The 12,843-nt window shown below is 38.3% G+C and carries 9 protein-coding genes; 1 reads left to right on the forward strand and 8 read right to left on the reverse strand.

What is annotated here, in order from left to right; genetic code table 11:
- Positions 1-12: 12 nt before the first annotated feature.
- The 4 genes from nrdD to DXB43_RS03110 form a co-directional block, all read right to left on the reverse strand.
- Positions 13-2,175, reverse strand: coding sequence for an anaerobic ribonucleoside-triphosphate reductase (gene nrdD, locus DXB43_RS03095; protein WP_022242420.1), 2,163 nt, complete (start codon positions 2,173-2,175; stop codon positions 13-15).
- Positions 2,176-2,609: 434 nt separating this feature from the next.
- Complete coding sequence (locus tag DXB43_RS03100) at positions 2,610-3,827, reverse strand: iron-containing alcohol dehydrogenase (protein ID WP_022242640.1); 1,218 nt, start codon at positions 3,825-3,827, stop codon at positions 2,610-2,612.
- 131 nt (positions 3,828-3,958) lie between these two features.
- Entirely contained in the window at positions 3,959-5,101 is a 1,143-nt protein-coding gene (locus tag DXB43_RS03105) for an LCP family protein (RefSeq protein ID WP_243006629.1), read from the reverse strand.
- Positions 5,102-5,282: 181 nt separating this feature from the next.
- Positions 5,283-8,456 (reverse strand): type I restriction endonuclease subunit R, encoded by a 3,174-nt coding sequence (locus tag DXB43_RS03110; protein ID WP_117946720.1) that lies wholly within the window; start codon positions 8,454-8,456, stop codon positions 5,283-5,285.
- 109 nt (positions 8,457-8,565) lie between these two features.
- Between DXB43_RS03110 and DXB43_RS03115 the strand changes: the two genes are divergently transcribed.
- Complete coding sequence (locus DXB43_RS03115) at positions 8,566-9,213, forward strand: restriction endonuclease subunit S (protein WP_117946722.1); 648 nt, start codon at positions 8,566-8,568, stop codon at positions 9,211-9,213.
- Here the strand turns inward: DXB43_RS03115 and DXB43_RS03120 are convergent.
- The 4 genes from DXB43_RS03120 to DXB43_RS03135 form a co-directional block, all read right to left on the reverse strand.
- A complete protein-coding gene (locus DXB43_RS03120) occupies positions 9,210-9,884 on the reverse strand; it encodes a restriction endonuclease subunit S (protein WP_117946853.1) in 675 nt (224 codons plus the stop codon). The genes DXB43_RS03115 and DXB43_RS03120 overlap by 4 nt on opposite strands.
- Before the next feature lie 13 nt (positions 9,885-9,897).
- Positions 9,898-10,881 carry a site-specific tyrosine recombinase/integron integrase gene (xerA, locus tag DXB43_RS03125; protein WP_117946724.1) on the reverse strand — a complete coding sequence of 328 codons (984 nt, stop codon included), beginning with the start codon at positions 10,879-10,881 and terminating at the stop codon, positions 9,898-9,900.
- Positions 10,882-10,964: 83 nt separating this feature from the next.
- On the reverse strand, positions 10,965-11,570 hold the full coding sequence (fic, locus tag DXB43_RS03130; RefSeq protein ID WP_117946726.1) for a protein adenylyltransferase Fic: 606 nt from the start codon (positions 11,568-11,570) through the stop codon (positions 10,965-10,967).
- Positions 11,571-11,657: 87 nt separating this feature from the next.
- Positions 11,658-12,833: a restriction endonuclease subunit S gene (locus DXB43_RS03135; RefSeq protein ID WP_117946728.1), complete on the reverse strand. Its 1,176-nt coding sequence runs from the start codon at positions 12,831-12,833 to the stop codon at positions 11,658-11,660.
- Positions 12,834-12,843: the final 10 nt, after the last annotated feature.

Consider the following 12,843-nt stretch of genomic DNA (forward strand, 5'->3'; position numbering starts at 1 on the left):
TTCACTTTCTTTTTATAAGTGAAGTACACGCTCCTTGATTTCCTGGGTTCTTCCCTGATTCCAGAACTGGGAACCAATATAACCACAGGTACGTCTTGCCACGTTCATCTTATCCTGGTCACGGTTGTGGCAATGCGGGCACTCCCAAACTAATTTTCCATCATCATCTTTTACAATCTGAATCTCACCATCATAGCCGCATACCTGGCAGTAATCGCTCTTGGTATTTAACTCTGCATACATGATATTCTCATAGATGAATTTCATTACAGATAAAACAGCATCCAGATTATCCTGCATGTTCGGAACTTCCACATAGCTGATTGCTCCACCCGGTGAAAGCGCCTGGAACTGGGATTCGAATTTCAGCTTGGTAAATGCATCGATGTTTTCGGTTACATGCACATGATAGCTGTTGGTAATGTAATTCTTATCGGTAACGCCCGGAATAACTCCGAAACGTTTCTGTAAACATTTTGCAAATTTATAGGTGGTAGACTCAAGCGGTGTTCCATATACGGAGAAATCAATATTTTCTTTCTCTTTCCACTCCTTGCAGGCATCATTTAACCGCTGCATTACCTTTAAGGCAAATGGTGTTGCTGCCGGGTCGGTATGTGGTTTTCCAGTCATATATCTGGTACATTCGCAAAGTCCTGCATAACCCAGTGAAATAGTAGAATATCCACCATATAAAAGCTTGTCTATGGTCTCGCCTTTTTTCAAACGGGCAAGTGCTCCGTACTGCCAGAGAATCGGTGCCACATCAGAAGGTGTTCCCTTCAGGCGGTTATGACGCGCCATCAATGCACGGTAGCAAAGGTCCAAACGCTCATCAAATAGCTTCCAGAATTTTTCAAAATCTCCGCCGGAAGAGCACGCCAGATCTACCAGATTCAAGGTTACCACGCCTTGATTGAAACGACCGTAGAACTTTGGCTTGCCATCTTCATCATGATATACGGTAAGGAAGGAACGGCAGCCCATACAGGTATAGCAGTTGCCATCTTTTAATTCCTTCATTTTCTTCTCAGAAATATAATCCGGAACCATACGCTTTGCAGTACATTTTGCTGCTTTCTTGGTCAGATAATAGTATTCCGAATCCTCATGGATATTATCCTCTTCCAATACATAAATCAACTTTGGAAATGCCGGTGTAATCCATACGCCATCCTCATTCTTAACACCCTGATAACGCTGGTCTAGCACTTCCTCTATAATCATGGCAAGGTCTTTTTTCTCCTGCTCATTCTTTGCTTCGTTCAGATACATGAACACGGTTACGAATGGGGACTGTCCGTTGGTAGTCATCAGGGTTACTACCTGATACTGGATAACCTGTACGCCCCGCTCGATTTCCGCATGAAGTCTTCTTTCCACAATGCTGTTAATCTTCTCTTCGCTCAGCTCCACATCGCTCTCTTTTAATGTCTGCACCAGCTCTGCATGAATTTTCTCGCGGCTGATCTGGACAAATGGTACTAAATGTGCCAGTGAAATACTCTGTCCGCCATACTGGGAGCTTGCCACCTGAGCAATAATCTGGGTAGCAATATTACACGCTGTAGAGAACGAATGTGGCTTGTCAATTCTGGTTCCGCTGATAACGGTTCCGTTCTGTAACATATCCTCTAAATTTACCAGATCACAGTTATGCATATGCTGTGCAAAATAATCTGCATCATGGAAATGGATAATTCCCTGTTCATGTGCCTCTACAATATCCTCCGGGAGAAGGAATCTTCTGGTAATATCCTTACTCACCTCACCAGCCATATAGTCACGCTGCACGCTGTTTACGGTTGAATCCTTATTGGAATTCTCCTGTTTTACTTCTTCATTATTACATTCAATCAGACTTAAAATCTGTTCATCCGTAGAGTTGGATTTACGTACCAGGGCACGTTTATAGCGGTAAGTAATGTATTTCCGGGCAACAGAAAAAGCCCTCTTGTCCATTAACTGATCCTCCACTAAGTCCTGAATATCTTCTACATTCAGGGCATGGTTGGCATCCTTACAGGAATCCTCTATATATTGTGCAATCTCCTTAATCTGGTCTGCAGTCAATCGTTCCGCTTCCACCACCTCATGGTTCGCTTTATTGATTGCAATAATAATTTTTGAAATGTCAAAAACAGCCTCTGCGCCGCTTCTTTTAATGATTTTCATTGAAATCCTCTCCCATAAAAAAATAGTCTATTCGCATAAAATCGGCACAAAACTGTACTAGATTTTGTGTCGAATCTCTTCAACGCATATACAGTATACCATATCTTGTGTTTTACGCAAGGGGGATATACAAGATTCGTGAATTTTTTTCAGAAAAATTTTTTTAGAATTTAACGCTTTTTTCATAATCTGGACAATTATTTTTCACAAAATCCGGGTATACTACAAATATCAATAGAGAACAGGTTCATCCCCCAATGTCTTGTCTCTCTATTTGATAAAACTTTTTTCATAAATTTTCATAACTCCCCTTTGTACCCCCGCAGTGCTGTGGGGGTATTACCTTTGTAAAACCATTTTTCAGACTGTAAAAACCCCGTCTCAAATATCAATGCGATATCGAAACGGGGCTTACTTCATTTTTAATCTATTTTTTAGAAATCTACTTCTGTGTCATAGTAACAGCATTTCAGCAGTTTTTCCATTTCTTCCTGACTTGGCTGTCTTGGGTTGGAGCCGGTGCAGGCATCCAAAATTGCATTGGCTGCAATCTCAGGCAGTCTCTCTAAGAATACTTCTTCCGGTACAAAGCCCTGCTCAGCCGGATAGCTGTCCGGTCCGTAGTTCTTAATACAGTGCGGAATATTCAAGTCATCATTCATCTTACGCAGGTACTGGATTAAAAGTGCGACTTTCTCGTCCAGTGTCTCTCCGCCAAGCTTCATAAAGTCTGCAATCACGCCATAACGTTTCTTTGCAGTCTCATCCTTTGCATTAAATGCAATAACCTTCGGCAGATACATGGCATTAGCTGCGCCATGAATAATATGTGCACCGTAGTCGGCAAATGCGGCACCGGTCTTATGTGCCATAGAATGTACGATTCCAAGCAGTGCATTGGAAAATGCCATTCCAGCCAGACACTGGGCATTGTGCATGGCATCACGTTTTGCCATATCTCCGTTATAGGAATCAATCAGATCATGCTGAATCATCTCAATGGCATGGAGTGCCAGCGGGTCTGTAAAATCACTGTTGGCAGTTGAAACATACGCTTCAATGGCATGTGTCATCGCATCCATTCCAGTATGGGCTACCAGTTTCTGCGGCATGGTCTCTGCCAGTTCCGGGTCAACGATTGCTACGTCCGGTGTAATCTCAAAATCCGCAATCGGATATTTGATTCCCTTCTCATAATCCGTAATAATAGAAAATGCAGTTACTTCTGTTGCTGTTCCTGAGGTAGAAGAAATTGCACAGAAATGTGCTTTCTTTCTTAATTTCGGAATTCCAAATACCTTACACATGTCTTCAAAGGTAATATCCGGATATTCATATTTAATCCACATTGCTTTTGCAGCATCAATTGGTGAACCACCACCGATTGCTACAATCCAGTCCGGCTTGAACTTCTCCATAGCGGCAGCACCCTTCATCACGGTCTCAACAGATGGATCCGGTTCAATTCCTTCAAACAGTTCCACTTCCATACCTGCTTCTTTCAGATATGCCTCTGCTTTATCCAGGAAACCAAACCGTTTCATGGAGCCTCCACCAACACAGATCATTGCGCGCCTTCCTTCAAAGTTCTTCAGTGCCTCCAATGCACCTTTGCCGTGATATAAATCTCTTGGTAATGTAAATCTCTGCATTCGTAATACCTCCTTGATAATCATTGTATGTTTACTGATATATTTTTATCATAACATAATAATATACAAAAGGTAACTGGATTTTTCTTGTTTTTTGTGAAATTTTTATAAAATTTGGTTATATTTTCCTTTTACTCTGTTGTTTCAGCAGCAGCCGCATCCTGCACCAGCGGATTCGTATCCCGGGTGGTATCTGCTGCCGTCTTTCCTGTCCTGTTGCTTACTGCCTTGCTGATTTCTTTCACCTTATCTGTCGTTTCATAATCCTCTACATCAAATAAATAGCGGTGCAGCAAATCTACATTAGTCTCCAAATCCGTTGGTACAACTACTGCTCCGATGGATTTTTCCATCATCTTGGTGTCTAACTGGAATGGCCAGCCCTGGGTATCTGCAAGCTCATACTCTTTGACATGGGCTGCAAGTCCCAATATTTCTGTGGTAGAAAGGCTGGTAGAAATGTCCGGAAACAGCTTGTCTACCAAATCATTTAAAGTAAGGATGTCTGCCTGTTTTGCTTTTTCTACAATTTTTCCAACTACAATACGCTGCCGCTCGGTCCGTCGGAAATCATCACCGCCACTCATACGGTCACGGCAATAGGCAAGTGCCTGTATTCCATTGACCTGCTGCACACCCGCTCCGGAAACCGGCTTGCCATGGGTTCCCATTACTTCATTCATTTCATCAATCCAGATATGCATATTGCTGGCTTCTTCCTTGGTAATATCCAACTCTATTCCACCTAATGCATCCACAACTTCCATTACCGCATTGAAGTCTACGGATACATATTCGGTAATATTCAAATCCAGATTCTTATTTAACGCCGCTACTGCACCGGTCGGTCCTCCCTTGGCATAAGCTGCATTCAGTTTCCGCAGGCTGTCTTTATCATCTACTGCCAGAAAGGAATCCCGGTATACGGATACAAGCTTCACTTCCTTGGTATCATCATTGATACTGGCAATCATGATACAGTCGCTGTTTCCGCTTTCATAATTTCCACTGCTCCGGTTGTCAATTCCAAAGATAGCTATATTGGTATAATTATCTAACACTTCCTGGGTCTCGCTGTCTATATTAATATTCAGCTTCTTCGCGTCTAAGGAACCGGTATTATTGATTTTATTCAGCTTACTCATTACATAAAATACTACCAGCAAAATGAGTATCACTAATACTTCTACAATAAAAAGTATCAGTTTTCTCTTTCTTCTCTGCTTTTTTCCAACCTTCTTTTTCGGACCTGTCTTCGCCTTCTGCTTTTCCATGCCCATAGTTCCTCCTTACTTTGATATACTTATACTCCTTAATCCGGACTGTTTTTCCACAGTCCATTAATTCAAATATATCTTACTGGAATTGGTTGGTCAATGTCTCACAGACAACCTTAAGAATCGGTTCCATAAATTTAACGAAATCTTAAGTTTTCGTAGTTTAGTTGTATCGGTTTTATTTTCTTACTCCATAGGTTGTTGCACTTTCAGCGACCATCATGGAATCTGCATAATCTGAATCAACATATGATGTTGATTCACTGCGAAAGTTAATAACCTTTTCATCCCCCATGTCATTATTATCTGTCCAAAGTTCACATTGTGTCATAACAGTCTGAACCGCATCTTCCATGCCTTCCGGCGGATATTTATGTTTCTTGAGCAGTTTCTTTATAAGCATACGCATTTTTGCTCTTGCCGACTCTCTCTTTTGCCAATCAATGGTTTTATTTTTTCTGAGTGTTTCAGCCAGTTCTTTTGTAATAGCAATCAGTTCTTCATTTTCATAAAAATCTTTAATTGCCTGTGGCTTTGTGAGTGCATCATAGAAAGCTAATTCATCAGCTGTAAGTCCTAACTGTTCCCCTTCTTTTTGTGCTGCAGCAATCTGTTTCGCGAGATTGAGAAGTTCTTCAATAACCTGTTCATTTGTAAGCATACCATTAAGATAACGATTCATTGCTTCATGAATAATTTCACTGAATTTTTCGGATTTAACAACATTAGTTCTTTTATAAATATGTACCTGCTCAGCAATCAGCTTTTTAAGAAGTTCCACTGCAAGATTTTTCTCTTTCATCTTTGCAATTTCTTCAAGAAACTTTGGATCAAAGAGTGAAAATTCTTCTTTTATATCTGAGAACAGGTTTATTACACCATCACTCTTTATGCTCTGCTTCAAAAGTTCATTTATTCGTGCATTCATTTCAGGTAATGAAATCTTCTTATCTGTTCCAGCATTCATCCATCTACCCACCAGAACTCTGACAGATTCAAAAAAAGCTGCCTCAAATCTCATTTCTTCATCAACAAGAGAGGAACAGAGCGAAAGTGCCTGATGAAGCATGAGTGACTCTTTAATGAAAGCGGTCTTTTCTTCTTCCTTATCTCTTGCTATTATAAAGTTTACCGCGCCGCTAATTGTTTTTGCACGCTCGAGATCAGAACCAGTTGTAAACTTGGAATAATCATATTCATGGAATAAATCTTTACAGATAGAAAGTTTCTCAAGAAATTTGGGATAAGCCACCTTGGCAACATCCGTATCTCCATAATTCTTTTTGTCACGAGTTGTATAATCATTCATCGCCTGCTTCAAAGCAGATGCTATACCAACATAATCAACAACAAGTCCACCTTCTTTATCCCTGAATACCCGGTTTACACGAGCAATAGCCTGCATAAGATTATGTCCAGCCATTGGTTTATAAACATACATTGTAGCCAATGAAGGAACATCAAATCCGGTAAGCCACATATCTACGACAATAGCTATTTTCATTGGACTGTTATTGTCCTTAAATTTCTTTGCCAACTCATCTTTATGCTGCTTGTTACCGATAATTTCCCGCCATTCTTCAGGATCATTATTGCCAGATGTCATAACAACACCGACTTTTTCTTTCCAGGAAGGACGAAGTTCTAATATTCTTTTGTAAATCTTCATTGCTATCGGTCTGGAATAGGCAACAATCATTGCCTTACCTGTAAGCAGATTCTCACGGTTGTTCTCATAGTGGTCAAGAATATCACACACAAGCGAATTGATGGTCTGGTCATTACCGAGAATTACTTCCATCTGTCCAAGTTGATGCTTACTCTTTTCAACGACTTCTGCATCAGCATTAGCAGCCATTGTATCATATTCTGCATCCATCAATCTCAATGTATTTTCATCAAGATTTAATTTGATAACCCGGCTCTCATAATAAACAGGTCTTGTTGCCCCATCCTCAACAGCCTGCGTCATATCATATATATCAATATAATCTCCAAAAACCTCACGGGTACTGCGGTCTGCTGATGATATAGGAGTACCTGTAAAACCTATATATGTAGCATTAGGCAAACTATTACGGATAATACGAGCTATACCTACAACTCTTTTGGCGACTTCTTCTCCATCTTCATTCTTCGTTATCTTAATTTTCTCTGCAAGTCCATATTGTCCTCGATGCGCTTCATCCGCCATAACAATAATATTTCTTCTTTCAGAAAGTGCATCAAAAGACTCCTCAAACTTCTGCATGGTTGTAAATATAATTCCATTCGCCTGTCTGCCCGCAAGCCAGTTTTTTAAATGTTCTCTGCTTTCAGCATGAACCGGTTCCTGTCTTAAAAACTCTTTACATTTAACAAACTGTCCGTATAACTGGTCATCAAGATCATTTCTATCCGTCAGTACAACGATTGTAGGACTGTCCAATGCTTCTTGTAATAAATGAGCATAGAAAACCATAGACAATGACTTTCCACTACCCTGTGTATGCCAGAATACACCACCCTTACCATCTGTAACTGTGGCTTTCTGTGTTGATACAATAGCTTTGCGGACTGCAAAATATTGATGATACCCTGCAAGTATCTTAAAACTGCTTATCCCCTCATTTGAGAAGCAGATAAAGTTCTTTATAATATCAAGCAATCTTTCTTTCTGGAACATTCCTTCAAAGAAAGTATCAAACTGTGCAAATTGCGTATTTTCATAGTTTCCATCCTTGGTTTTCCACTCCATAAAGCGGTCTTCACCAGAAGTGATAGTTCCTGCTTTAGAAGTAAGCTGGTCACTCATAACACAAATAGCGTTATAAATAAACATAGATGGAATTTCCAACATGTAATTACGAAGCTGTCTGTAAGCCTCGGAAGCATCTGTTTCTTCACGTGATGGAGATTTTAGTTCAACTAAAACAACTGGCAATCCATTTAAAAACAGAATTATATCCGCACGTTTATTACTGTTTTCAATAAATGTCCACTGATTAGCTACAATAAAAGAATTGTTATCTGGATTCTTATAGTCTGCAAGATATACAATAGAAGAACGTTCTTCTCCATTAACCAAAAATCTTACCGGAATACCATTTTGCAGATAATCCATAAAAACTGCATTCTTCTGCACAAGTTCACCATTTTCAAAGTTTTTCAACTTGAATATAGCATCCTGTATGGCATCGGAAGGTAAATCTTTATTCAAACGATACAGAGCATCCTCTAACACTTCCTCATATAAAGGACTGTGAAAATCCCTTTCAATATCCGGACCATAAACATATTCGTAACCTAAGTCATTTCTAAACAATTCTATAACAGAATTCTCATAATCAGCTTCTGTATAATTAGTGAACATTTAATCACCTCGCTATTCTTCTATGTAATATACTATTTTCATATATATAATATCATATGTGTTCAGCTTTGATTATTTAAATATAAACAATAATTTAGAGCAGCAAGCAATGGCTTTGTTCAAATCGTGGTTCATTGACTATGAACCATTTGACGGGCAAATGCCAACTACTTGGAAAAGTGGGGTTTTGGGCAATTTTGTTGAAATAAAGCGTGGCGGTTCACCTCGTCCAATTCAAAATTTCTTGTCTGATAGTGGATTGCATTGGCTGAAAATATCCGATGCAACCTGTATTAGTTCACCTTTCATCAATGAAATCAAAGAATACATCATTGAGGACGGATTGAAGAAAACTGTCTTTCTCAAAGCAGGAAATTTGGTTTTATCAAACAGTGCCACTCCCGGTTTACCGAAAATCCTTGATATAGATACTTGCATACACGATGGTTGGCTGTATTTTCCGTCATCCAAGTTTTCAAACGAATACTTATATCTGTATTTCAAGCACATTCGAGATAATTTGGTTGCGCTTGGAAATGGCAGTGTATTTACAAACTTGAAAACGGATATTCTCAAGAATTATCCCACTAACTTACCAACAGACGATGTGTTGAGTAAGTTTGATGAAATCATTAAGCCTATGTTTTCTATGATTCTCTCAAAAACAAGAGAATCAAAGGCGTTAATGGAAATCAGAGATTCATTACTTCCAAAACTTATATCCGGCGAACTTGATGTCTCCGACATCGACCTTTAAGCCGCTAGTAGATTCGAAAACTGCTCCGTAGTTTTCTCATTACCGCCTCTGACAGACACCTTGCCGTTCGTATGCATGCATTCGACCGGCCTCGGTATCTGTTTACGCTGCTTCGCAGCTATCTGTGCTTTGCAAAGATTAGGCGATAAATTATTGTTTATTTTTCTATTTTCAGCAATTTTATCATCCAAAGATTTCAATATACCTGCTATGGCTCTCTGAGTATTCAAATCAGGAACTCTAACCATTAGTTTTTGAACTACATCAGTCTGTACTCTTTGTCTACCAGATGAACCAACCATAGATTTGATAGCTGGTTCTCTAATTATTGGACTAATAATTAGGTAATAAAGAAAATCAGGGTCTGTTTCTTCTTTTGCTCTAAACACCATAAACTCAGTAGAACCGAAACCTATCTCATCTTCTTCAAGTATATTTACTTTAGCTGTTTTTCCATTTTCAAGACAAGGCGTAATACGAGCCATAATAGTATCATTATTTCTAAACTTTGTTCCGCCGAAAAAAGACTCTATTTCAAAGTTAGGAATATCTCTACAGAATGGTTGTAATTTATCCATTGCAATTTTTTTTGCAACACTGCCCTTTATTAATGATTCGCGAGGATTGAAATCCGCAATATCCTCCATTCTTTTTTCAATCCATTCTGCCATATCCATTTCCTCTCTATCCTATATATTTTCGATGAGCAATTTTTACATTACTCTGTTTTACCATTGCATATTGCAAAGTTGTGTCAATTTTTCTATGCCCTAAGAGCTGTTGCAGCTGCTCAATCGGCATTCCTTTATCTATCGCCATAGTTGCAAGTGTACGCCTAAATTTGTGCGGGTGTACCTTATGCAATCCTAATTGCTTTCCAAATTCTCTAAGCCTTGTTTCTATTCCACCAATCTGCAGTCTTTCATGTGGTGCTTTAAGTGATACAAACAATGCCGGATTATTATCATTTCTGCTATCTAAATAATTCTGCAAATGTATCTTTGTCCTCGCATCAAAGTAAACAACTCTTTCCTTACTACCTTTACCAAATACGATGCATTCTCTTTCATTGAAATCTATATCATTTTTATTGAGCAATACCATTTCGCCAACACGCATGCCAGTTGATGCAAGCATGTCAATCATTGCCAAATCTCTTAACTCCTGACAATTATCTCGCATTAATTCCAGTGCTTCATCCGAGTATGTTTCTTTAATGTTTATCCCGGTCTTAACTTTATGTATACGTCTTACAGGATTTTTTAATATATAATCTTCATCTTCCAGCCAAGAAAAGAAACTAGAAAGAATACGCCTGATATTATCTATTGTGACCTTACTCAATCCATTTTTTTGTTGATATTGCGTAAGATATTCTCTAATATCATCAGTCACTATATATTCTACATTTTTGTCTAATGTTGCTAGCATCGCTTCTATCGTTGCTTTGTAATATCTAAGTGATTTTTCTGAGCATCCTTCTATTCGTTTAGCCGACAAAAATAGCTCTACATAATTACGTTCCGATTCTTTCATATTCCCCGTATTTTCTGTTATTTCATAGTTTACAAACGCTGATTGAAGCACCTCTTGTAATCGCTTGCTCTGTGCATTATTCAAATATGGCAACATTCCCTGAATAATATCCGTAATTAAATTTTGTTTCATTGTCATTCTCCTTTGAAATTTTTTAGAGAACGACTAGCAACGGCAGTTCTTTTATTACTCCTGCCGTTGGTAGGAGTGTATATTTACAAATTCTCAGCTTTATATATTACGTAACCTTCATAATAATAGCTATGGTCTATACCCTTCATATAAACTTCTCTATCATCAACCTTATCCGTCAAAGCCTGCTTCAAAATATATTTTATTTCAATATCTTTGATTGGGCTTCTTTCCATCGCCAACAAATAATCTTCCTTATCCACAAGGCTCCAATCAATAACTTTGTTCAACTCCTTCTTCAGAATTAAATCAAGCCATATCCTTGTGCTTCGCCCATTACCTTCACGAAAAGGATGCGCTATATTCATCTCAACATATTTTTCAACAATTTCATCAAATGTTGATTGTGGCATCTTCTCAACATTCTCAATTGCGGCTTGCAAATACATCACCGGAGCAAATCGAAAGTTGCCTTTTGCAATATTTACATTTCGCACTTTTCCTGCAAAATCATATATCTCACTAAATAAATATTTGTGAATTGCTGCAAGCATCTCAAAAGAGCCTGCTTTATATTTATCCAAATATCCATTCTCAAATAACTCCACTGCTTTTTTCTTGCTTATCTTTTCTTCCATTCTTGCAAGTTCTGTGGAATCCGTGATATTAAGCTTATTTTCTAATGCCATATTTTTCCTTTCCAAATGCGAATTAACGCATTTTATTTTCATCTATATAATGATGTGCTTTAAGCATGTAAACAATAATTTAGTGGCTTAAAGGTCGATGTCGGAGACATCCAATTCGCCTGACATTAACTTAGGCAAAAGTGTATCACGAAGTCGAGCTAAGTTGGCGTTTTCATCTCTGAGATTACGAATTTGAGCAAAAATCGGTTGAATTATCTCATCAAAAGCACTCAAAGCCTCTTTGCTTGGTATTATTGCAGATACTTTTTTCAGATTTTGTTGACTAACCTTTTGCTGAACAGCTCCAGTTACAATTGATTTGATATTTGTAAGGCTAAAGAACAGATACAGTTCTTCAACTGAGAAGCCTTCTTTGCCTGTTATTATGTGTGCGTGATTGTTGACCCAAAATTGTCCATAGATATATTGAAGGATTGGAAAACCCAAACTATCCACGACTGTGCCATCTTCGCCAAGTAATAGATAAATGCCGTCAAATAGATAGTTGTCAACATAATCCATAAGGGATGTAGCTCCATAATAAGGATATACCTTTGCCATTTTGTCTCTTTCAGCACCCGAAAGAGGAACACGCTTAGAGTCGTGAAGCTGAATAATATCGCCAACGGCACCAAGACGCCAACCATCAGGAAGATTTCCGTCGGATGAAAATGGGCTAAAATCAAAGAACCAGTCTTTGTAGAGTACTTTCGCTTGCTGCTCTAAATTATTGTTTATCTTTTCATTTTGTCTAATTTTACTATCTATTGTATCAAGAATAGCTACAATTTTTTTCTGTATAGCTAAATTGGGTAATTTCAATTTCAGATTTTCTATATCAGTTGCCTTAATAGAAGGATACGTTGATACACTTTGTTCTGCAATCGCCTGCAATTGCTCAGTTGTATTTTTCTGTGTCAAAATATAGTAAATAAATTCTGGTATGGCTTTATTTGTATCCACATCAATTACTGTAAATCCTGTAGAAACTAATAAATTATCAACTAACTCTTTTATAATTCCGTAATGCAACTGATTAGGTCTTACTGTAGAATATAATATACTATCTTTTCTTACTTTTCGTCTTGCCCTGCTTGGCAGCTTATCTGTTTCTATATCGATATACTGTAGTTCAGTGATTTTATTTTCCGTAATACTTCCTGTATCTAAATAATTAACAATTTTCCAATTGTCTTTTGATGAATAACTGTCCTTATTTGTTGTACAGATATCTCCTAAACGGGTTGATTTCCACTCTGGCATATATCAATCC

This window comes from Roseburia sp. OM04-10BH (assembly GCF_003462605.1).
Lineage (GTDB): Bacteria > Bacillota > Clostridia > Lachnospirales > Lachnospiraceae > Roseburia_C > Roseburia_C amylophila.